At 45.6% G+C, this 22,783-nt stretch carries 23 protein-coding genes; 11 read left to right on the forward strand and 12 right to left on the reverse strand.

The annotated features are described in order from the left end of the window. Positions 1-21: 21 nt before the first annotated feature. Both LAY41_RS17235 and LAY41_RS17240 read left to right on the forward strand, forming a co-directional pair. Positions 22-273, forward strand: coding sequence for a helix-turn-helix domain-containing protein (locus LAY41_RS17235; RefSeq protein WP_249100478.1), 252 nt, complete (start codon positions 22-24; stop codon positions 271-273). After that, positions 251-715: a hypothetical protein gene (locus LAY41_RS17240; protein ID WP_249100481.1), complete on the forward strand. Its 465-nt coding sequence runs from the start codon at positions 251-253 to the stop codon at positions 713-715. The genes LAY41_RS17235 and LAY41_RS17240 overlap by 23 nt, the downstream gene beginning before the upstream one ends. A gap of 220 nt (positions 716-935) precedes the next feature. On the opposite strand, the gene LAY41_RS17245 is transcribed toward LAY41_RS17240, so the two are convergent. The 4 genes from LAY41_RS17245 to LAY41_RS17260 all read right to left on the reverse strand — a co-directional run bounded on the left by LAY41_RS17245 (position 936) and on the right by LAY41_RS17260 (position 4,542). Beyond that, a complete protein-coding gene (locus tag LAY41_RS17245) occupies positions 936-2,129 on the reverse strand; it encodes a DNA cytosine methyltransferase (protein ID WP_249100483.1) in 1,194 nt (397 codons plus the stop codon). Between the two features lie 316 nt (positions 2,130-2,445). Further along, the gene (locus LAY41_RS17250) at positions 2,446-2,643 is read right to left on the reverse strand and encodes a hypothetical protein (RefSeq protein WP_249100486.1); all 198 of its coding nucleotides are present in this window, start codon (positions 2,641-2,643) and stop codon (positions 2,446-2,448) included. After that, positions 2,640-3,113, reverse strand: coding sequence for a PIN domain-containing protein (locus LAY41_RS17255; RefSeq protein WP_249100488.1), 474 nt, complete (start codon positions 3,111-3,113; stop codon positions 2,640-2,642). Before LAY41_RS17255 ends, LAY41_RS17250 begins: the two co-directional genes overlap by 4 nt. 58 nt (positions 3,114-3,171) lie before the next feature. Further along, the gene (locus LAY41_RS17260; RefSeq protein ID WP_249100491.1) at positions 3,172-4,542 is read right to left on the reverse strand and encodes a helix-turn-helix domain-containing protein; all 1,371 of its coding nucleotides are present in this window, start codon (positions 4,540-4,542) and stop codon (positions 3,172-3,174) included. 352 nt (positions 4,543-4,894) lie between these two features. Here LAY41_RS17260 and LAY41_RS17265 point away from each other — a divergent pair, with 352 nt between their 5' ends. The 6 genes from LAY41_RS17265 to LAY41_RS17285 all read left to right on the forward strand — a co-directional run bounded on the left by LAY41_RS17265 (position 4,895) and on the right by LAY41_RS17285 (position 8,571). Then, complete coding sequence (locus LAY41_RS17265; RefSeq protein ID WP_249100494.1) at positions 4,895-5,383, forward strand: hypothetical protein; 489 nt, start codon at positions 4,895-4,897, stop codon at positions 5,381-5,383. A 191-nt stretch (positions 5,384-5,574) separates the two neighbouring features. Further along, complete coding sequence (locus tag LAY41_RS17270; RefSeq protein WP_249100498.1) at positions 5,575-5,799, forward strand: DUF433 domain-containing protein; 225 nt, start codon at positions 5,575-5,577, stop codon at positions 5,797-5,799. After that, on the forward strand, positions 5,796-5,903 hold the full coding sequence (locus tag LAY41_RS32625) for a DUF5615 family PIN-like protein (RefSeq protein WP_338022999.1): 108 nt from the start codon (positions 5,796-5,798) through the stop codon (positions 5,901-5,903). Before LAY41_RS17270 ends, LAY41_RS32625 begins: the two co-directional genes overlap by 4 nt. After that, a complete protein-coding gene (locus LAY41_RS17275; RefSeq protein WP_249100502.1) occupies positions 5,872-5,976 on the forward strand; it encodes a DUF5615 family PIN-like protein in 105 nt (34 codons plus the stop codon). Before LAY41_RS32625 ends, LAY41_RS17275 begins: the two co-directional genes overlap by 32 nt. A 798-nt stretch (positions 5,977-6,774) precedes the next feature. Continuing rightward, positions 6,775-7,758 carry a DUF6263 family protein gene (locus LAY41_RS17280; RefSeq protein WP_249100505.1) on the forward strand — a complete coding sequence of 328 codons (984 nt, stop codon included), beginning with the start codon at positions 6,775-6,777 and terminating at the stop codon, positions 7,756-7,758. 126 nt (positions 7,759-7,884) lie between these two features. Then, positions 7,885-8,571: a low temperature requirement protein A gene (locus LAY41_RS17285; RefSeq protein WP_338023001.1), complete on the forward strand. Its 687-nt coding sequence runs from the start codon at positions 7,885-7,887 to the stop codon at positions 8,569-8,571. A 79-nt stretch (positions 8,572-8,650) separates the two neighbouring features. On the opposite strand, the gene murG is transcribed toward LAY41_RS17285, so the two are convergent. Further along, complete coding sequence (gene murG / locus LAY41_RS17290; protein ID WP_249100510.1) at positions 8,651-9,766, reverse strand: undecaprenyldiphospho-muramoylpentapeptide beta-N-acetylglucosaminyltransferase; 1,116 nt, start codon at positions 9,764-9,766, stop codon at positions 8,651-8,653. Between the two features lie 144 nt (positions 9,767-9,910). On the opposite strand from murG, the gene LAY41_RS17295 reads away from it, so the two are divergent. Together LAY41_RS17295 and LAY41_RS17300 are read left to right on the forward strand one after the other, a co-directional pair. Next, positions 9,911-10,765 carry a nuclear transport factor 2 family protein gene (locus LAY41_RS17295; RefSeq protein WP_249100512.1) on the forward strand — a complete coding sequence of 285 codons (855 nt, stop codon included), beginning with the start codon at positions 9,911-9,913 and terminating at the stop codon, positions 10,763-10,765. A gap of 160 nt (positions 10,766-10,925) precedes the next feature. Further along, positions 10,926-11,702 carry an SDR family oxidoreductase gene (locus LAY41_RS17300; protein ID WP_249100545.1) on the forward strand — a complete coding sequence of 259 codons (777 nt, stop codon included), beginning with the start codon at positions 10,926-10,928 and terminating at the stop codon, positions 11,700-11,702. 399 nt (positions 11,703-12,101) lie between these two features. On the opposite strand, the gene LAY41_RS17305 is transcribed toward LAY41_RS17300, so the two are convergent. From LAY41_RS17305 to LAY41_RS17335, 7 genes are all read right to left on the reverse strand, one after another. After that, on the reverse strand, positions 12,102-14,330 hold the full coding sequence (locus tag LAY41_RS17305) for a pentapeptide repeat-containing protein (RefSeq protein ID WP_249100516.1): 2,229 nt from the start codon (positions 14,328-14,330) through the stop codon (positions 12,102-12,104). A 334-nt stretch (positions 14,331-14,664) separates the two neighbouring features. Beyond that, positions 14,665-14,826, reverse strand: coding sequence for a hypothetical protein (locus LAY41_RS17310; protein ID WP_249100521.1), 162 nt, complete (start codon positions 14,824-14,826; stop codon positions 14,665-14,667). A gap of 32 nt (positions 14,827-14,858) precedes the next feature. Then, positions 14,859-15,266: a DUF2614 family zinc ribbon-containing protein gene (locus LAY41_RS17315; RefSeq protein WP_249100525.1), complete on the reverse strand. Its 408-nt coding sequence runs from the start codon at positions 15,264-15,266 to the stop codon at positions 14,859-14,861. Between the two features lie 117 nt (positions 15,267-15,383). Continuing rightward, positions 15,384-16,568, reverse strand: a complete 1,185-nt coding sequence (locus LAY41_RS17320) for a glycosyltransferase (protein ID WP_249100548.1) — start codon at positions 16,566-16,568, stop codon at positions 15,384-15,386. Between the two features lie 49 nt (positions 16,569-16,617). After that, positions 16,618-17,616, reverse strand: coding sequence for a GDP-mannose 4,6-dehydratase (locus tag LAY41_RS17325; protein ID WP_249100527.1), 999 nt, complete (start codon positions 17,614-17,616; stop codon positions 16,618-16,620). Positions 17,617-17,656: 40 nt separating this feature from the next. Then, positions 17,657-18,031, reverse strand: coding sequence for a four helix bundle protein (locus LAY41_RS17330; RefSeq protein ID WP_249100530.1), 375 nt, complete (start codon positions 18,029-18,031; stop codon positions 17,657-17,659). Between the two features lie 159 nt (positions 18,032-18,190). Further along, positions 18,191-19,807 (reverse strand): serine/threonine-protein kinase, encoded by a 1,617-nt coding sequence (locus LAY41_RS17335; RefSeq protein ID WP_249100533.1) that lies wholly within the window; start codon positions 19,805-19,807, stop codon positions 18,191-18,193. 307 nt (positions 19,808-20,114) lie between these two features. On the opposite strand from LAY41_RS17335, the gene pheT reads away from it, so the two are divergent. Further along, positions 20,115-22,556, forward strand: coding sequence for a phenylalanine--tRNA ligase subunit beta (pheT, locus tag LAY41_RS17340; protein WP_249100535.1), 2,442 nt, complete (start codon positions 20,115-20,117; stop codon positions 22,554-22,556). Positions 22,557-22,783: the final 227 nt, after the last annotated feature.

The raw sequence follows: 22,783 nt of genomic DNA on the forward strand, positions 1-22,783 counted from the left end.
CAAAGATCTAACTTATTGTTCATGCAGTTGAACAAGTTAGATCGATTTTTAGGGCTAGAGATACAACGCCGTCGTACAGAAAAGGGTTGGTCTCAAGAATATCTGGCAGAAATTTCAGGTCTGCACAGAACTTACATCAGCCAGTTAGAACGCGGACTGAAAAGCCCATCAGTGAGAGTTCTCAGTCATATTACTACTGCGTTAGGCGTGACAATGAGCGAATTTTTGCAAGCAGTTGAGGAAGCATTAAGTGCTGACAGACGAAGAGATTGAAAGATTGAGGCAAAGTATTATTGCTACCGTTGCATCTCCGTTAATAGGTTCGATTGAAGATTATGCTTGGGAAGCAATTTTTCATTACGTTAAGAATCTTCCCCTGTCAGATCCGGCATCAGAACGGAGCAAACTTCTTTATGATGCTGTTGATATTGCAACTGGAACTGGTTGGTCGCTTAAGTCTCTTCAGTTAAGCAGTCTCGCTGTTGGGGCTACTTTTTTATTCGTAATTCAAAGAGCAGATGTTATAAAAAAAGCTGACCAACTTGGTTTTCCAGGTCTGACAGAGAAATCCTCACCGCAAGACCTTGGCGCAGCTATTATCCAACATTGGAACGAAAAAATAATGACGAGTTGTTTAGTGCAGGGTGTCACGAACAGCTATGAGGGTATATTGTTGAAAACGATTAGAGGTAACGAATACGTTTATTGTGAATAACCACTCTATTTATTAGAGTCAACAGCTTTTTCTTGGGCTTGGACGGTGGACAGAAGCACTAGAAAACAAGGTGTAGGTTTACAGGGAACTGTGGCAGGCAGAACTGAGTTAGTATGGTACAAAAATCAGAAACAACTTTTCAGAGCAAAAATTATTCCGCCGTCAGCAGTTCGCGTAACTATTGAACGAACTCGCCTTACACTTAACAGGTATGTAGAAACTATTTTGTTAGCTCTACAGGAACAACTTCGCATAGAGTCTTCCGATCGCAATCAAGATCCTTGAGGATAGTTGCAGCGATCGCACTAGCCAGAAGAGGCGGTACAGATTCTCCAATTTGAGCAGCCATATCAGTATATGTTCCTAAAAAGTGAAAGCGATCTGGGTAAGAATGCAATCTCGCCGCTTCGCGTATTGTAATTGTTCTGTCCTGTGTAGGATGAAAAAACCTACCAGAACCAGGATGAAAAACCCATTTCGTGATCGTTCTAGCTGGTTTATCCCAGCAGAGTCTTCCATACGCGCCGCTGTAATGTTTTTTTGGAGCTAATTCAGGCGGTAGATCTCTAGCATCTTGTCCTTCCCTCAATGCGCGTACTCTAGCCATCTGAGTTGGACTCAAAGCACGCGCCAGATGATTAACCAATTTTTGACTTCCACTACGCATTAGTATCTGGTAGTTAGTTTGCGGAGGATATGGATACTTTTTATCTGTATATTCCTGTCCTGCATCTAATGGTGGCAAATCTCCGAGCGCATCCTTGACTGTAAGAATCGGAGAGTCTATCAGATCTAGTAAGTTCAACTGAGTGTTAGGTTTGGTAGATCTTAAATCGCTTCTGATATTACCATAATTTGTAGGTTCCGGTAAGGTAGGACAGCGATCCAAACTAGCAATAAAAAAAGCTCTAGCTCTCGTTTGCGGTACTCCGTAGTGGGCAGAATTTAACGATACAGATCTAACTTTATATCCTAGCAACTCTAGTTTTTCTATTATCTCATCTCTGACTACGCCATTGTAGGCTTTCAATATTTCAGGTACATTTTCCATCACAACATACAAGGGTCTGAATTCTTTGACAAACTCCAGAAAAGTTTGATATAATTGATTGCGAGGATCGTTCAGATATCGATACTCAGCTGGAATATTGCGTGAGAATCCTTGACATGGAGGCCCACCAATCAATGCTGTCAGTGTTTCTTTCGGTAAACCAAGTTGCGATCGAAGATCTGAAGGCTCGACTGTACGAATATCATTATTGACGACTTCTGTAGTAGGGGAATTGTGCTTATATGTCGCCAAAGCCTTCTTGTTTATGTCAATGGCGCAAAGAGACTTGAAGCCTGCTAAATGAAAACCTGTAGTCAAGCCGCCTGCGCCTGCAAATAAATCGATAACTGTGTGTGTCATCATTGAATACTATAGTATTTTATAGATAAAGTCAACTACTAAGGTGAAGGTCAAGATTTAAGGCCGGACGCGACCCTTGAATAATATAATGGAATTATCAGTTTTATTATTAGGGATGCTGACGCTAAAGTTTATGTGTACGTTTACCGAAAAACATTTTATCCGACAGTTACTAGCAGTGTAAACAACACACTATGGTTGGCAATGATGGGCCTAATTTGATCAAACAAGAGTTGACAAGCGGTGTTGTTTGAAAACTTTATCGATCGTCGATGTTTGTCACCGGAGCTATTGTCGTCAGAAGAATTCAATGAAAACGTTATTCTTTGGGAACTTGTTGCTGTTTTAAATCAGCCCAGATATCGTCTAGACCCAAAGCATTTAACCACCGATCGCGATCCTTGGTGTAATCGCCTGTTCCCATATCGAATTGTTTGATAAACCGAACAGCATCTGCATATCCCAATGCTGCAATCAATGCTTCAAAGCCTTTCTGGTTCAGTTCTAGTGGGGTCATTCGAGTTCTCCTTCTGGCTGTAAAATTTTCATTAACCATTGCACGGGATTGGCAACAGTAACGTTGAGCGAGCCTTGATTAACAGATGCTTTTCGGTACAAGCGATCGTCAACCGTCAAAAAAATATCGACATTCGCAGATTCGGAGCAGCTTAAATGAAGTGCATCAAAAGGTTTGAAGCCCAGCATAACAATCTCTTTCGCTCGTTCTAGCATTGCTTCCGTGACGAGAATTCGAGTGCGTGCCATTGCCAAAGAATTCATAACCCGCCGCTGTTTAAGTAAATCGGGAGTTTTTGCGATTTCGGATTCCAAAGCTGTGCTACTCACGAGTCGCCATTGGTTAACCTGACACCGAGCCACAATTTCCAAAATTGCCTCAGCTTCTAGACGAATGCGCGGCTGTGTCCAGTCATCAAATGGGCGGTTCAGGCAACAAACATCCATATAAATCCTGTATTGCTGCTCCATATATCCATTCTAATCGATCTTTTTCCTTTTCAGAGAATGCAAGCAATAATTGTATCAATTACATAGCTGTTATCGCATACTCCCTCAATATAGGTGGTAAAGTGTAAAAAGTTCCTTGTTGTTCTATCAAGCAGCGCCGCGATAAAGATTGCAGCGCTTTTAGTAAATCTGATGCTGGAATTCTGCCATTTTCTAGTAATTTTACCAGGTTGATTGCATCGCTTTCTTTAGCCAACAAGGAGAGAACTTGTTTTTCTATTTCAGATAGGCGACTAAACTGCTCTTCTAAAATATCTTTCAAATCTTCTGGCAACAATATGGTATCATCAGGTAATAACTCAGTCACGCATACTCCCAACTCTTGAATAAAATTTGCCACGCTTTTTAACCATAACGGGTTGCCTTGGTAACGATGAATCAGTGCTTCCGATTCTTCTAAACCATATTCTCTCAGTATTTCCCGTCCCGCTGCGATATCTAAACCAGTGACTTGTAAGGTACGAATGGAAGTAGTTTGGCTTTTAACTTGAGGAATTTCTCTCGGTTGTTCCCAACCTATTAACAAAAAGCAACTTTGATGAGATAATTTTTCTATCTGTTTGAATAAAGTGCGATATTCTTCATATTCTGGTTTATATTTCCCTGCCAATTCGCCACTACTGAAAAGGTTGTGAATATCATCTAAGACTATTAAACAGCGATGCTTTTGCAAATACTTAATTAGCGGTAAGCATTTCTGGTTATTTGCAGGTGAATCTAGCTTTTCTGACTGGGAGAAAAACTGGCTCAATTTATCTTCAAATTCAGCTAGAGTGAGGGATGATTCTAGATTGCACCACATTACGTACTCAAATTCATCTTTTATTTGTTGAACGAGTTGCACTGCTAATGTTGTTTTGCCGATACCGCTGATACCCGTAAGCGCTATTAGGCGACAGCGTTGTTGTAAAATCCAGGTTGTGAGGGTGTCGAGTTCGGGAGTGCGCGAGTAAAAAGTACCCAAATCCGGCATTTCGCTTAAATCTTGATGCGATGTTTTAGTTTGTTTCGAGTTACCTGTTTCCTCATTATGTGCGTGTGAGTTTGGTATATCTGGCGGGTGTCTAGCTTCTCCACAGAGGTTAAAATTACCTATGGCTACAACGTCTTGTGCAAAGTTTGAAGAATTAGAGACTTGATACCTCTTAATTGCCGATCGGAAATTCGATTTACTAACCTCTTCTCCTAACTGTTCTGAAAGTATCCGCCATAATTCCGATCCCACTTCCCTAACACGACTTTCAGAACAATCAAAATCCTTAGCTATTTCCTTATATGTCTCGCGTTGTAGAGTTCCTCGCAGTACCGCCTCTTGTAAATCGTCAAGGTGCTGACCCGTTTTGGCAAATACTATCTCATCAGCAAATTTTAACATTTCTTTAAGATTCATCTGGTTAGGTAGATGCGAGCATTTTTTGTATTATAGCTCACCTTTTCCGACTTTTTAGCACATTTTCCTATATTTTCGTACAAAACCAGATTTAAAATAGTGAAATGTAGATAAAAATTTAGGCAAAATTGAACATTTTTTGGCTAGACAAACCAGGAATTTATTAAAGATCATGGGAGAAGTATTAAAGCCTAAATTTAGGGATTAAACACTTGCTGTTTTATCCCTTGTAATGGTGTGTTAGACCCAACTACAGTCTAATCAATAGTTAGCCTGCTTCGTCTCTGGTTTGGGACGGTACAGCCAAGGCTATGGCTCAGTGTTCAGCATCAAGTTAGCCTACTAGGTAACCATGAAATCGCAGTTTGTTCTCAAAGCTTACCTTACAGCAGGTATCTCAATTCTCAGCATTATTCCAGCCTCAATTGCTCATGCTGGCAATGGTGTTCCTGACTACATCATCGAGTATCAGGGACAGCCAGCTATTGCAGTGTTTGAAGATGTCAGACAGTCCTACGCACTTGGTTGCCCTGGCTTCAGAAGCCTTTGGAGTCGAGTTCCAGTTCAACGGGCTGTTAGTTCTGTTGTGTTTAACCGGATTGTGAGTGTTAATCCTGTAGTCGCTGATATTCCTTGTAATGGTTCAGTCGATCCATATGCCCCAACCGGTGAACCTGGTGCATTGGTGATTCGTCATCGTAATGGTCAATACTACAGGCATTACGTTAATAGCATTGAGTTTGTAAGGACGGTTGGCGGTGGAGAATTCATTCCTATCGCCAGACAGGAATTCTACAACCGCTTCCCCAATCGCGGTACTGACTTCCGTTTAAAACGATAGTAATGTTGCCAGAATTGAGGGTTGCATCTGCTGAGCAATCGCATCAAAAAAAGTGCGATCGCACCACCAAAAAGAGTACGATAGCCTTTTTTCTTGCTCGATCCTCTATGTTAAATTATCTAGACGATGATAGGGTCGATCGGGGCAAATACAACCTATTATAGATTTAAGTAATTATTTCTCAATAACGTATGGAATACCATGACATCATCACGATAGAACCTGGAAAACGCAGCGGGAAGCCCTGTATTCGGGGAATGCGAATTACTGTGTACGATATCTTAGAGTATCTGGCAGGTGGTATGACAGAGGCAGAAATTCTAGAAGATTTTTCGGAACTCACTTCGGAAGACATCAAAGCTTGCCTTGCCTTTGCAGCCGATCGTGAGAAAAAATTATTTGTGGCATCCTTGTGAAACTACTACTGGACGAAAACCTGTCAGACCGGATTATTCACAGGATTATCGATTTATATCCCGATTCCGCTCATGTCAAACACCTTGGCACTTACGAATACTGATGATTCAGTTATTTGGGAATATGCAAAGGCGAATAATTTCACGATTGTTTCCAAGGATTCTGATTTTCATTAACGTAGTTTGCTCTACGGTTATCCGCCCAAATTTATCTACCTTCGTATTGGTAACAGTCCAACGTCCAAGATTGTTCAGATATTGAGAGATAATTTTGACACTATAATTCTATTTTGGAATAGCGAAGTAGAAAGCATCTTGGTATTGGCGTAGTGCGATCGCGTAAGCGATGCCTAGCATTATCGTCCTGCCTTATAGGTTAAGTTTAAACAAGGAAACCCAACATCTTTTTCCACTCACAATCTTATCCATTTCCACCATGACAATGGGATGATTGGACAGATAGCGATCGGCCCCTCAAAAAAAGTGCGATCGCTGTTTCTTTTTTCTGATGAGCGATCGCCTAAAATGAAATAGCGAATGCCTACGGCACGCTAAGCGAACTCCCATAAACGAGAACCCCAGCACACCATAATGACCCTTAAAGAACAACTCCTCCAAGCAATCGAAGCCTTGCCTAGCGATCGCAATTAGGCACGCTGCGCGATCGCACCATGTAAACTGGGGAATGAAATCTCACGAATTAGCTGCCTAAAGAAGGGAAATCTCGCTGTATTGCTTGAAGACCACCATAACCAACACTGCGTATCCAGCAAAAGTTTCACTTTTAATCCCCCTCGAATGCTGCCAAAATCTCTTTTGGCAAAGGATCGTTAAAGTCCTCTGGTACAATAAATCTCCCTCGATCTTGCCCTAAACTAGCTAGTCGAAGCGTCATAATATTTACTCCCTAAACGCGACACTACCGCGTTACTGCTGCTATTTTAATTGTAGGATAGACGATCGCTCGGTGAATAAATGAAAAAAACATTGTTCGTTAGCTCTCTTTGTGTTCTGATTGCCGGATGGGGACTCAAACTACCAGCCACATCTGTTAATGCAGAAACTCGATCTTTTGTTAAGCAGGATACAAATAATTCCAGCGGGACTGCCTCTGCTGCCAAACCGCAAGTAGAATTGCTTACCCCCGGCAATGAACCGAGACAAGAACTGCGCTTCAAGCCGCAAGTAAATGCCAAGCAAACCGCAACCATGACGATGAAAATGGATATGGCGATGTCGATTGGCGGGCAATCTATGCCTTCGTTCAATTCCCCGGCAGCTGTAATCACGATGGAAACTGTGGTTAACAAAATCGAGCCTAACGGGGATATTCACTATCAATTTAATTACGCTAATGTCGATGTTGTGGGGAATCCAGATACACCGCCACAAGCGATCGAAGCCATGCGAACCCAAATGAAAAAAATGGTCGGTTTTAATGGAACTGTAATTGTAGACGAGCGAGGACAAACGAAAGAAAGCCGATTTAATTTTACACCGGAAATCGAAGAAAGTTCAAAACGATCGATTCAGCAAATGTCTAATTCTATAGAGCAATTATCCTCGCCGCTTCCGAAAGAAGCGATCGGCCCTGGAGCAAAATGGCGCGTTTCTGGCCTGCTTAGTTTGAATGGCATGAATATAACACAAACCACAACCTACGAATTGGTAAATATCCAAGGAAATGTGGCTACTATCAAGTCAACCGTAGAACAAAACGCAGGTTCACAAAATTTGTCTTCATCGTCAATGCCAGCCGGAACTAGCTTGACGGTGAAATCATTTACTTCCCAAGGTCAAGGAGAAATGAAAATGCGACTTGACCAACTGATGCCGATTACCTCCACTGCTTCTATGCGTGCGAATATGGAAGCCAACATGAGAAATCCTAGAACGAATCAAGAAATGACAATGGGTTCGCAAGTATCGATGGAAATTACTCTGGAATCTAAGCAATAGGGGTTACGGGTTCCAGAAAATTTCAAATTTTAGATTTTAAATTTCAAATTTAATCAATCTGCAATCTGCAATCTGAAATTTCCCGAGCCCCTATCCCCTTTCATTGTTTAATCATTTGCACTTTGGATATTGGCATTAATTATAGACTTCGGTACACCTCTGAAAGCCGGAAAATTGGTTGCCAAAATACCGCCTAGCTTTTCACACATACCAGAGAGGGTGGGCCTATTTACCATTATCGTCTTGGGTGAGGCAGTCATGTCTGTCGTTAAAGGAGTCGCCCAGTTACAATGGGGTATCGCATCGGCGCTGGTTGCAATGTTGGGTATGAGTATCGCTTTTAGCCTGTGGTGGATCTACTTCGATAGCGTTGATGGCTCCCCTCTTCGAGCTATGCAAGTTGGTAATATGAAAATCGGTCTAACTTGGCTTTATTCTCATTTACCGCTCGCTCTTGGCATTGCTGCTACTGGTGTGGGTGTGGAACACATTGTTGTATCGAGCAAAACTGAAATAATATTACCATTTGCAGAGCGATGGTTGCTCTGCGGCTCTGTGGCAATATGCTTGATTTTCTTAGCGGTTATCCACTTCATCACCTGTACTTTGGGAACAACAGAACAACGTAAAATTTTAGCCGCTTATCGCTTAGCATCTGCGGCTTTTATTTTGATTCTCGCTATCGTAGGCGTCAGTCTATCACCATTGATGTTGATGGTGTTAGTGGCTTTAGCTTGTGCTGAGGAACGAAACCCAACATTAGCAAGGGTTTTGTTGGGTTTCACTATCGTTCAACCCAACCTACATTTTTAGCTGTGCCACGCCACTACGAATTTTTCCTTAGTCATTAGTCATTAGCTTTTAGAATGACCAATGACCAATGAAAAGTTAATCAATTCTCCAGGAATTGACGCAGTAAGTTTGCCAATTGCACGGGGCTATCTTTAACTGCTAAACTAGCAGCAGCATCGGTCATTTTTTGCAAATGTTCTGACGCTCGCAACAAATTCAACACTTCACCTTTCAATGTCTCCGATGTTAGTTCCGATTGTCGAAACACCAATCCTGCACCCGCTTCTTTAAAGACAGCCGCATTGAAAAATTGATGATCTTCTGCCGCAAAAGGATAAGGAATTAGGATTGCAGGCGTACCAGTCACTCCCAATTCTGTCACGGAACCAGCACCAGCACGACTAATTGCTAAATTAGCGCGTTGCAACAATCCAGCCATATTGTCGTAAAATGGCACTTGGATATATTGCGGATGTTGAAGACTGGCAGCATCTGGATCTTTATCCCCTGTTTGGTGTACAATCCAAGCACCCGCATCAAACCAGGCAGGCGCAGATTCCCGCACCATCTTGTTGACGGCAACGGCACCCTGAGAGCCACCAAACACTACAATCAGGGCAACGTTCTCTGGAATGGGCAAATCCAGCTTTTGAGGCGTTAGAAATTGCGATCGCACTGGCGTACCAGTATAAATTGTCTTAGCCCGTGGTAAGTATTTTGCCGTAACTTCAAACCCGACAGCCACAACACTGCACCAAGGACTCAACCAGCGAGTCACTTTACCGGGAAGAGCGTTGGATTCGTGCAGGATAGCAGGCAAACCGAGCGATCGCGCCGCAATAATTGCTGGTGCCGCAATATACCCGCCAGTGGTGAATACACCATCAAATTTACCCTCCTTTAGCAACTTCCTACAGGCAAGAATAGAACCGGCGAACCGCCCAACGATTCGCAGCGTACCCAAACCAAAACGTTGTTGGAATCCTGACAAAGCGATCGTGTTTAAGGGATACTGGGAGGGAACCAGCTGTTTTTCCAGGCGGTTCGGAACACCCAGCCACTCAATTTGGTAATCTGGCAATTGTTCTGCAAGAGCAATCGCCGGAAATAGATGCCCTCCCGTACCGCTGGCGGCAATTAGCAGTCGCGGCGGTCTCTTGCTTGAGCCTTCTGGGGAAGACTCTTGTCGATCGAGATTCTGTTTCTCAGTTACCATCAAGTCAATAAAGCGATATTCGTTTTCTAGGGGCGATGGCGTCGGGGCTAGGGACTAGAAAGCAACAAAATGGGGAATAATGCCCCATGCCCAAATCGCCCCACAGCCCCACCGACCCAAACACCAACTCTCAAAATATTACCGATGCGTAACCCTCTGAATTTGCTCAAAGGCTTCTCCCGACATTTTACCCCCGCTTTTCTGGTAACTCTAGCGTTATCAGCTGGGTATCCAAGCGCCCAAGCAGCAACTCCCGACACCGCACCTGGAGAACTGAAAAACACTTTAGCGCAAATAGATACCGCCGCGAATAACCACAACGTTCCGGCCCTGATGCAGTTCTACAGTCCAAATTTTACCCATACCGATGGCTTAAATCGTCAGAGTATGGAAAAAATCCTCACCCAATTCTGGCAGCGCTACCCCCAACTGAATTACCGCACAGAACTTGTATCTTGGCAATCCCAAGCCAATGGATTCGTAGCAGAAACAGTAACTCAGATTACTGGTACGACGCCCGTACAGGGAAGAGACTGGAGTTTCAACTCCACCATTCGATCGCGACAGCGTTTTGAAGGCCAAAAAATTGTCACTCAAGAAATCTTGAGCGAACGAACTCAGCTATCCTCCGGCGAAAAGCCACCCACACTTGATGTCAGATTACCCGAACAAGTTCGCACAAATCAGGAATTTAACTTCGATGCGATCGTCAAAGAGCCTCTAGGCGACGACTTGCTTGTAGGAACGGCTTTGGAAGAACCGATCGGGCCTGATAAATATATTAACGCCACACCAGTTGAGTTAGAAGGACTCGATGCCGGTGGTATTTTTAAGATCGGTCGCGCACCAGCTACTGAAGGTAAATACTGGATTTCAGCGGTTTTGATTCGCGCAGATGGGATGACCATATTAACACAGCGTTTACCAGTTGTCAATCGCACCACAACAGGATCTGCTTCTCCAAACCCTCCATCTTCCCGTCCAGCAAATTCCCCCTAAGAGGGGCTAGAAAAGTCAAAAATCATTCATTCACTCATTCAAAATAAAAATGGACAAGGTGAAGATTTTAGATTTTAGAATTTTAAATCTAAAATCTAAAATCTAAAATCTAAAATCTAAAATCTAAAATCCAAAATCTAAAATCTAAAATTGATTGATGATGGTTTCGATTCAAGATCGAATTGTTCTGATCACTGGCGCAAGTAGTGGCATTGGCGCATCTTGTGCCAAACTTTTTGCACAAGGCGGTGCTAAACTGATTTTGGCAGCGCGGCGCTTGGAACGCTTGGAGTATCTGGCAGATAGCCTTAGCAAAGAGTTTTCCTCCTCCGTTCATCTGTTGCAGCTCGATGTGCGCGTTCGCTCTCAAGTCGAATCTGCTTTACAATCTCTTTCAGAGCCTTGGTCTAATGTTGACGTTCTAATTAACAATGCCGGTTTGAGTCGAGGTTTGAGCAAACTCCACGAAGGCAACTTCCAAGATTGGGAAGACATGATCGACACCAATATCAAAGGTTTGCTCTACGTCACCCGCTATATCTTACCGGGAATGGTGAGTCGCGGTAGCGGTCATGTGGTGAATATCGGTTCCATTGCCGGTCATCAAACCTATCCCGGCGGTAATGTTTACTGCGGTTCTAAGGCAGCAGTCCGAGCAATTTCCGAAGGCTTAAAGCAAGACCTTTTGGGAACGCCAGTACGAGTCACTTCCGTAGACCCCGGTTTAGTCGAAACCGAATTCAGTGAAGTGAGATTTCATGGCAATACGGAACAAGCTAAAAAAGTTTACCAAGGACTAACTCCCCTTACACCAGATGATGTCGCCGATGTGGTCTTTTTCTGCGTTACTCGACCAACTCGTGTCAACATTAGCCAAGTGCTGCTAGTCCCAACAGACCAAGCAACTCCTACTATGGTTCATCGTCGCAAACTGTAGTTTATGATACAAAAAAAATCTTAAAAGAATAAGGGATTGGGGCTTGTGCGAGGGCTTTTTTGGTGGTATTATTTTTATAATGGGAATTTTAACAAAAATATTATTAAAGTCAATATTCCCATTATAAAACAAGGTTACCAGAAAAATTCCCAAAAATCAATAGCTACTCGCTTATCATTTTAGCGAGATTGACACTCTCAGGTCTGAAGACACTGAGATTCTAAGTTCAACGTGGAAACTTGCTCATGCCTTGGTTGCCCCAAGCAGAGTAGAGGTATCCACTCCCTTAGCGTTACTTTCCTTGTGTCCCAAGGTAGATTCTGCCTCAAGCAAAATACTAATTGCTTTAAGCAAAATGTTGATAGCCGCGTTCCAATCTCTGTGGATTACACAACCGCACTACGGACAGCGATCGTGACGCCCGCCTTGAGCGCAAATATACCCCAGTTGCTCAGCGTCTAAATTTTTAGCTTTATTAAAATTAACGCCATTAAGGCGGGGACCTGTGGCAATATTTGGCGTTTGAATAAATTGATCCTGTCCGGTAGGTTGGTTAGAGGCGACAAAAATTGCGCCCTGAAAATCCGCTCCCTCCAGATTCGCTCCCCGGAAATCTGCCATACTGAGATCGGCGTTCCTAAAATTGGCGTTTTGTAGCTGGGCACTGCTAAAATTAGTACCCTTGAGTCGGGTGGAGCTAAGGTTAGCATTTTGCAGTACAGCACGAGTCAAATTAGCGCCGGACAAATCAGCGTCTCGCCAGTCGGATTGAGTCAGATTAGCCAACTGCAATTGCGTCCCCACCGCACTTACCCTAGTTAAACTAGCGCCATGCAGATTAGCTTGGGATAAATTGGCTTCTGTCAAATCAGCACCAGTTAAACTGGCATTTTCTAAGACAGCTTGCTGCAAAGAAGCCCCAATCAGTTTGGCACTGCTGAGGTTGGCACTTTTTAGGCTAGCCTGAAATAAGTTTGCCCGATTGAGGGTAGCGCGAATTAGACTCGCATTTTCCATTGAAACGTGGCTTAAAATCGCACCAGTCAGGTTAGCTTGCTTGAGTTCGGCACCGCTTAAATCTGCTTGAGCATCGTCGAATGTCCCCAAACGGTTATCGTCACCCGCACCGATGAAGCGACTGCCCTGGAAACTAGCACCAGTTAAGATTGTCTCTCGAAAATTAATTCCGGATAAGTCGATTTTGTCGAGTATCAAGGCGAAAGGTGCCGAACCTAATGTTTGGCCTAGTCTCGTTCGGCTGAGATCGTTGACCCTATTTGGATTATTGTTAAGAGTAAGAATATTAGCGATCGCTTCTTGAGTGGCGTGCAGTCGCAGGCGAGCGAGTGCGGATGGATTTTTCGATATTTCCTCATCGGTAAGTGCGTTTTTATTCTCCTGCGGTACTGACGATTTAGATAAATTCGCCCCTTCCTGTGGTTGGGTGTTGCTAACCTGTACAGAATCAAGGTCTTTAGCTAAAGTCTGATTCGCTCGTTGCAATTCTGGCAAAGCATCGGGGCCAATTCTCACCAACACTTGCTGAATTGTTTCGATCGCTTTTGGCTCTTTTTCTTGAGCCAGCAAATCGACTAATAACCTTACTACCCTTGAGTCATCTTTAGTCGCTCCTAAAGCCAAAATTGCTGAGCGTCGCTCTGCTATTGTCCCGTTAGCAGTAGCGGTTATCCGCTCTGTAAGGGCAATAAATACCTTATTTTTCTGGTATTCGGCTATTAGCCGATTGTCCTGAGTTTGACTGTAAATTTGGGCTGCCACAAAAGCTCCCGCCACAATTATCATGCTGACTGCAAACAGGATCGTCAAGGTTATACGAGAGTGCCGACGCATCCAGTCCCAAATCAAGCGAGTGCCCAGAGGAAATGCTCCTGTGGTACTACTATGCACAAGAGCTCCTGTGCTACCCTGTTTCTCCATGAGCCAGCGTGGCGGCGATGGCGGAAAAGTAGCCGGTAGGGAGCGATCGATTTTAGTCGCATCCACAACAAAAGTTCCTGCTATTCTGTCATGCAGCGTCCGGCGTCGGGGATGTAAATTCCCGCTCAGTCCATCGAATAGCAGCAGCAACCCAAGCAAACCCGTCAAAGCGCTCAAATCTGGATAGGCACCAATATAGCGCCAGACGGTGAAGGCAATTCCCGCCGACAAGCCCCACCGACCTAAACTTTCGCGCACCAAAGCCCGCCTTAAACCGGGGGGATCGCCCTCTGCTGTCGTCACTTGAACGCCAAACCAACGTTTGGCAGGGGTTTGGCCGCTCACTCCCAGCCTGTAGAGTTGCCAGCTAGCTACAATTAGAGGGGCCACCAGCGCCGCACTCCAAAGGAAATTAGTGGCTGGTGTCACCTGTCGATTTTTTTGATAAATGGGCAAAGCGAGGGTTTGCGCGATCGCTTCCTGAGTAGTCACCAGCACAGGATTCAGAGGAACAGGTTCGCTAGCCCGCTGTGACTCTGCATATAAGCCTATACTGAAGGGAACCACCCCACCAGCCACAATCAGCGACACTTCCACAACCCACGCACCGCAACGACGAACGCCCAGAGGCAGTTTATGCAATCGCTTCTGCCAAGATATTTGAGATGAATTGCTACTTTTCTTCTGCATAGGGATAATTATAAGATAGTTCCTTAAAGCTTAAAATTCTCTGGATAGATATGTTGATATTAAGCTGTTCTTACACATCAGTTACATAAAAAATTTGCGTTCTTCTCTTATCTGTGTTCATCTGCGTTCATCCGTCTTCATCTGCGGTAAAAATTTAACCAACGATGACAACAGACAATTTGACGATATCACTCATTTACTAACGATGCAACCGGACAGGATATAGCAAAGTACTAAAGCCGAAGCACTCAGCACTTTGCTTCCCCAGTAGTAGCATTCCAAAGCTTAATAATGGGATATTTATTTTCGCCAATTGTCTGTCTGCAAACACTTACTAAGGTTTCACAATCTGGGCTAAAAGTACATCTTTGCCAATAGCAGCGATGCTTTGTTCGTGTTCGTCTAAAAATTGAGCTACAGCAACACAAGGTTGCAGTACTACAATGGCAGCACTTATTAACGCCGCCGATACTCCATCAAAAAACGTCTCCCCCATTGTCTTATGTAGGATCTTAGTGCTATTCGTCTTCAATCTTCTATTTGTTTAGCTGAAACCTCAACCGCTTGAACATCAATAGTACCGGGAGGGGTGATGCGGCTAAAATGGCCTTGCTCCATCCGAAGAGGTTCACTACAGCTGGGGCACCGTATTTCAGTCTGATTCAACCCAGTTAGTTGATAGCCACAAACGGGACATTTGTCCTCAACTAGGTTGCGTTGCAGCCACCAGCGAAACGCAAGGAACGCTATCACGGGTGCCATGAGGATGAGGATTACCAAAATCACAAAAGACTTAACTAACCAGCCCAGTCCAACAGCACCCAGCACCCAAAACATTACCAGCAGGGTGATAGCACAGCCAAAGCCTGAAAGATTCAATTGAGAGGTTCTGATGCTGCCCATTTTCTGCATCTCATCTTGGTCTGCCTCTAGCATAGCGAGTTCCGGTAAGGGGCGGGCAGAAGGGAATTTTGGATTTTGGATTTTAGATTTTGGATTTTGGATTTCAAATTGAAATAAAATCTACAATTCTCCCCCCTCTTCCCCTAGCCCCTAGCCCCTTTTTTCTTTTGACTTTTGACTTTTGACTTTTGACTTTTCTAGCCCCTGCGTTCTAGTTTTCGCCAAAAGTTCTTTTAATTGCGGCACGAGAGCATCCCTGCCGAAGTGGGCGAGAGATTCCTGTCGCAGCCATTGACCATTGCAGCGTTGGTCATCGCCTTTGAGGATTTCGATGCAACCTGCCGCCACTGCTTCTGGATCGCGGTGGGGGACTCGCCAGCCCAAACGCCCGTCCTGCAAGGGGTCTGCTGACCCATCAGCATCACCCGATAGTACGGGAACCCCACAAGCCATTGCCTCTAGGTAGACAATGCCAAATCCTTCCTGTGAGGGCATGATGTAGGCATCGGCAACGCGATAGTGTTCGACTAAATCTTCTGTGGGGACGAAACCGGCAAAGATGACGCGATCGCCAACACCCAAGTCTTGGGCCAGCTGGGCTAAGCGGGGCCGATCGTCGCCGCGACCGATGACTAAATATTTGACATTTGGGAATACTTTTGCGATCGCGCTCAAAGCCCGAATAGTTACATCCACACCCTTATAGATATCTCCAGACCACAGCCGCGCCACCGTCATCAAAACCTTAGCACCTTCAAGATCGTAGCGCTCTACCAGCGCAGGAGGCTTAGGGCCAGGAGTAAAGGCATCGCCATCAACACAACAAGGTAGAAGCTGTACTTGCTTGCGATCGATCCCGTTCGAGTCGCACAGCCTAGAGCTACTATAGCGGCTAATAGTCCAAATCCCAGCCGCGCACCTGAGAGCCCTTTGGTATTGTTGCGGTAGCGGCTCCCAGACCTCCTTACCGTAGGTCAAGATAGTGTAGGGAATATCAAACGGTTGGCATAGCGTCCGCACCAGAGGAGCGAGATTGATGTGACCGCAGAAAACATGAGCCGGACGCTGACGCCACAGACAAGCAAGTAACGAAGCACTCAGCTTCATTCGCCCCAACATCGGGTGCAAACTTTTAAAGTAATGAAATTTGAGGTTTTTGGACTCAAAAGGATTATCGCCTCTAGGTTTATCCCGGAGTAGAAACACCTGGGCTAGTTCCGAATCTGGTAAAGCGAGATAAGCTCGCCAAATATCTTTAACGTAAGATTGGATACCACCTTCCCCAGCGAAAATTTCTAGGAAAACGAAAACGTAGCTGGTTTTGGTGTTAACCATCTTATCCAAATTTTGATGAATTTTCACTTCCCCAACTCAAGCTTTTGGTTCATTTGGGCGTACTCAGGGCGGCAGGCGTGATGGTGCCATTTTGCAGTCGTTCCAAATCTTTCAACACCATTTTTTCAATTAGAGCCTCAAAGCTAACTTGAGGCTCCCATTTGAGGTTGTTTTTGGCTTTGGCTGGATTTGCTACCAACTGAAAATGTTCATCGGCTCGGAATAACTTCGGCTCTACCATTACTCTTCGAGTCCAATCCAGTCCCACACACTCAAAGGCAGCAGTGACTAATTCCCGAACGCTATGCAGCTCGCCAGTGCCGATCGCATAATCTTCCGGTATATCCGCTTGCAACATCCGCCACATTGCTTCTACATAATCTCCAGCATAACCCCAGTCGCGTTTTGCATCCAGATTGCCCATTTCAATCGTGTCACTCAACCCCAATTTAATTGCTGCTGCCGCCAAACATACTTTACGGGTGACAAATTGAGGGGGGCGTCGGGGCGATTCATGGTTGTATAAAATACCGCTACAAGCAAACAAACCGTAGCGCTGGCGATGATGCACCATTGTCCAGTGAGCGTGCAATTTTGCCGCCGCATAGGGGTTCATGGGACGAAAGGGAGTCTGTTCGTCTTGAGGCGATCGATCTACATCCCCAAACATCTCGGAACTGCTAGCTTGATAAAACCGCGTTGCCAGTCCTGCCTTGCGTACCGCCGCCAACAATCTCGTTGCCGTTCCAGTTATTAAGTCTAACGTTCCCAACGGGTCATTCCACGAATCCGGTACGAAAGAAGGCGCTGCCAAATTGTAAATCTCTTGGGGCTGCGTTTGTTCGACCGCCACCTCAAGCGCAGCACTATCAGTCAGGTCTACAGCATAAACCTCAACCTGATTGGCGAGAGAACCCAGCTTTGCTATATTACTTTGACGTTGTGGTGGCAACAATCCCACAACGCGGTAACCCTTTTCCAAGAGCAAGAGGCTGAGGTAATAGCCGTCTTGACCTGTTATTCCTGTAATCAGTGCTGTCTTAATCATTAGTTATTAGTCATTTAGTCATTAGTCATTTAGTCATTAGTCATTTGTTGTCTGGAATGTTGCCAATTGATTTGAGGTATGCGTTTAATTGAGGCGATAAGTTATTAATCATTTGTTTGAGTGTATTTACTTGTTCAGCAGTTAATAGTTTTCTGCAATAAGCCCTTCTCAACCAGTGTTGTGTTTCATTCAAAGAACCTCCCGCTATTTTCACAAAGCGTCGATTATCTTGGTAACTGCCTCTCCCCACTCCTTCCGCGATATTGGCACCAATGCTATCTGCTGAACGGATAATCTGTTTACCTAAAGTATCTTTTGCCAACTGCTTCCATCCGTCAACAATTTCCCATATTTCGTCTGCTAATCCTTCTGCCAATTGATAAACCCGCCAATCCTGAAATCTCTTACTTGACATTTTATCTCCTTTACCCAATGACCAATGACCAATGACCAATGACCAATGACCAATGACCAATGACCAATGACCACTGACAACTGACCACTGACAACTGACCACTGACAACTGACCACTGACAACTGACCACTGACAACTGACCACTGACAACTGACCAATTCACCACAAGCCTCTCTTACCGCTGGGTCGCACTGTCATCCAGTTTGTCTTTGCCATAGCCAACTGCTCTTCTGTGATTCGGGCACCCGTAAGATTGGCTCCACACAGGTTCGCTCCCCTGAGATTAGCATTGCTCAGATGAGCGTAGCTGAGGTCTGCCCCTCTCAGATCGGCCCCTTCTAAGTCGGCGTAGCTTAAATAAGCCCTGCCCAAGTTAGCATCCTTCAGGATTGCATAATTTAAACTCGCCCGACCAAAATCGGCCTGAAACAAATTGGCTCCAAGAAGATTTGTTTTGTTCAACCTGGCTTGGTGGAAAATAGCTTCTGATAAGTTAGCTTTTTGCAGATTCAGCAAGCTGAGATTTTGTTGTGCAAAATCCCGTCTGCCCTTGTTATAGGCTGATTGCACCTCTTGGGAATCTAGCTTGCGCGGCACTTTACTTTTATTTCCGTTAGTACCGCTGCTGTGTACTGTGTTATCGCCAGTTCTACCCATACCGCTGCGACTCCCTGCTATGCCGGAGTTTATATCCGTTCCTTCTAGCCTGGTTCGCCGTGCCCGAATAGCCATTGCCGCACGGGAGAGATTCGCTGACCCAGCCGAACCTCCTGAAGCACCTGCTGCCGAACCTCCTGAAATCGGCCCCAATCTGCTTGCAGGTGGCTGGGAGATTCCAGTAGCGGGAGACATCAGACCCTGAGCTAAGCTATCCATGTATGGCTCTAGCTCCAGCGCTCTGAGGACTTCATTGGACGACTGATAGCGATGCCGGACTGACACCTCCAACATTTTCTTGAGGACTTCTACAAAATGCGGGCTGACGCGGATGTGTTTTTCCCAGAGCATCTCGCCTGTTGAGGGATTGTAGTCTAAATCTTTGGGAGATTTGGCAGTGAGTAGATAAATACAAGTGATTCCTGCGGCGTAGATATCGCTGGCGTAAACCGGGCGCATGGCCATTTGCTCTGGTGGCGCAAAACCAGGGGTGCCAATGGCATAAGCAGTCAAGGCAGTTTGCTCAGAAGCACTCGACGCTGTTTGGTTTACTTGGTTTTTAACTGCTCCAAAGTCAATCAGTACCAGTTTTTTGTCTTCTAGGCGGCGAATCAGGTTGGCAGGCTTGATGTCGCGGTGAATTACCTGCTGACTGTGGATGTAGTGCAACACTGGCAGCAGTTCGCTCAAGAATTGTTTGACGCCCTCTTCGCTAAATGGGCCATTTTGTTTGACTTCCCGCTGTAGGGTTGAGCCGGAGACATACTCCTGAACCAAATAAAATTGTTGATTGTCTTCAAAGTAATCGAGCAGTCGCGGCACTTGGGGATGGTTGCCAATCTTACCCAGGGTTTTGGCCTCGCGCTCAAACAGATCTCGCGCCATTTGGAAAACGTGCGGTGCTGTTGCCGTGGGGCGCAGTTGCTTGATAACGCAGCTGGGCTGACCGGGCAACAACTCGTCTATGGCTAAAAAAGTTGCTCCGAAGCCACCTTGCCCTAATGGTGTTGTGGCGCGATAGCGATCGCGTAGCCGCACTTTGGTTCCACACGCCAGACAAATGTCGGTATGCTCCGGGTTTTCTGGATTGGGACAGGCTGGATTTAAGCAATAGCTCATTCAGCTTCACTCGCTTCAGGATTAATCAGCGGTCTTAGAGTGCCCTACTTTCATTATCTGGGCACAAATGAACAAATACAGTGGTATCTGTGGAAAAAATATTTTAAAGAGTTGATAAAGAAACACTAACAGTACTTAAAGTGTTCGTAAATATCCGAATATTTACTTACCATGAAATTGCCTAACCATTTAACTCACCTAACCTAGAATGCCCAAGCCTGCCTGGAAAGGTAACAAGAAGCCTTGGATCGGGTGAGCGCTCTTGATAAAATAGTCAGTCTGACATAGGTAAAGGCGTCAAGAGCAAATGCGTATCTCTCTGAACTGGCTGCGGGAACTGGTCGATTTCACGATGACTCCAGAAGAGTTGGCTCATACCCTGACGATGGCTGGGTTTGAAGTGGAAGATATTGAAGATCGGCGCACTTGGGCTGATGGTGTGGTTGTCGGCAAAGTGCTTAGTTGTCAACCCCACCCCAATGCCGATAAGTTGAGAGTCTGCGAAGTGGATATCGGTGCGGCGGCACCTTTAAATATCGTCTGCGGAGCGGCGAATGTCCGGGCAGACCTCTATGTGCCGGTAGCTACTGTAGGTACACATCTGCCCATCATCGATCTGAAACTTCGGCCTACGAAACTGCGGGGCATCCGCTCGGAGGGGATGATTTGTTCTCTAGCAGAACTCGGTCTGGCCAAAGAATCGGCTGGAATTCATAGTTTTGAAGCAGAAAACCTGGAACTGGGCAGGGACGTTCGGCCTCTGCTGGGTCTAGATGATGCGATTTTAGACATAACGGCAACCGCTAATCGAGCTGATGCTTTGAGTATGGTAGGCATAGCGCGGGAGGTAGCGGCGCTGACTGGGGCAACCTTGAAATTACCAGAAGCAGTTGAGGTATCAATTCCAGATAAAGGATCGGGTCTAAATCTGAAAATTCAGGAGCCTCAAGCTTGTCCTGCATACATTGGCACTACGATCGCACAAGTAAAAATTGGCCCTTCTCCCGATTGGTTACAACGACGTTTACAAGCATCTGGGGTTCGACCTATTAACAATGTAGTCGATATCACTAACTACATTCTATGGGAATGGGGTCAGCCGCTTCACGCTTTCGATCGCGATCGCTTACTAGCCGTAGGAGGTAAAGATTCCCTGACAATTGGCGTCCGTTTCGCTAATACAGGAGAATCTTTTAAAACTCTGGACAATCAAACCCGCACCCTCCAACCGCAAACTCTCCTGATTACATCTAATGACAAACCAGTCGCCCTTGGTGGCGTCATGGGCGGTGAAGAAACCGAAGTCCACGACAAAACTCAAAATATCCTTCTGGAAGCCGCCCTGTTCGATATGATGGCAATTCGCCGTTCTGCCCGCAGTCAAGGTTTGCGGACTGAGGCTTCGGCCCGCTACGAACGGGGCGTTAATCAGGCAGAATTGGAAGTGGCCTGTCGCCGTGCGATCGCAATGATCTGCGAATTGGCTGGGGGAGTCCCAGTGGGGCAAGAAATGGCGGATGCTAGGCCAAATCAGTCGGCTTGGACGCGATCGATCGAACTGCGTATCGATCGAGTCAACCAAGTTTTAGGCCCGGTAGATTTGGGAGAGGATGATATTGGGGAACTGCAAGCAGAGGAAATCCAACGTATCCTCACCGCTTTGGGATGTAAAGTTGTTCCCACGGCACAAGAGGGAGTCTTTTCGGTGACTGTACCGCCCTATCGCTACCGAGATTTAGAGCGGGAAATCGATTTAATAGAAGAAATTGCCCGTCTGTACGGTTACGACAATTTCTGCAACGATTTGCCGGAAGAGTCAGAAGCAGGGTATCTTTCAGCTGACCAGCTACTAACCCGAAAACTGCGAGAAGCTTTCCGGGGATCTGGATTGACGGAATTGGTGCATTACTCCCTGGTAAAACCGGAAGGCGATGCAAAAATTGTGCTTCGCAATCCTATGTTTGCGGAATACTCGGCTTTGCGGAAAGATATCATATCTGGGCTCATCGATGCTTTCCAATACAATCTGGAACAGGGAAATGGCCCGCTGAACGGGTTTGAAATTGGTCGGATATTCTGGCAAGAAGAAGATGGGCTAATGGAAGCAGACTCCTTAGCCGGTATCATAGGAGGCGATCCTACACTCGGTCGCTGGAGTCGGTCTGGCCGGGAACAACCGATGACTTGGTTTGAAGCTAAAGGTGTTCTGGAAAGCGTATTTGGACGATTAAATTTTCAAGTAGAATACCAACCAGACCGGCGCGATGAGCGTCTGCATCCGGGACGCACGGCATCTTTGTGGGTGCAGGGCGATCGCTTGGGGACGTTTGGACAACTTCATCCCCAATTGCGGAAAGAACGGGATTTGCCAGATGCAGTCTACGTTTTCGAGCTGGATTTGGATGTGTTGCTGGATTATCTAGATCGGGATGAAAACTTTATTCCTACGTTCCACCCTTATTCCAATTTCCCAACATCCGATCGCGATATTGCTTTTTTTGCACCCTCTGCTGTTCATGTTGCGGAACTTGAACGGGTAATGGCTAAAGCTGCTGGTAATCTATTGGAGTCCGTGGAATTGTTTGATGAATATAAGGGTGAGAATGTCCCAGAAGGTCAACGCAGTCTGGCGTTTAGGTTAGTATATCGATCGAGCGATCGTACCCTCACCGACGAAGACATCGAACCCGTACATCAAAAAGTCCGCGAAGCCCTCGCCGAAAAGTTCAGCGTCAGTCTGAGAAGCTAATCGATTTTGGATTTTAGATTTTGGATTTAATCCCAAATCCGGGTTAACTACCCCCTTTTTCTTGAAGCCCCCGCCGGCGGGCGAGAGTACGCGCAAGCCGCGACTTTAGTCGTCTAGGCTTTATATAGCAACCGCCAAGGCGACTCTTGACAGTAGGGGCGAAGCATTCGGGCATATAATTTATTGGTTAAAACCGAAGATTTACTACCCGAATGCTTCGCCCCTAC

Source organism: Argonema galeatum A003/A1, assembly GCF_023333595.1.
GTDB lineage: Bacteria > Cyanobacteriota > Cyanobacteriia > Cyanobacteriales > Aerosakkonemataceae > Argonema > Argonema galeatum.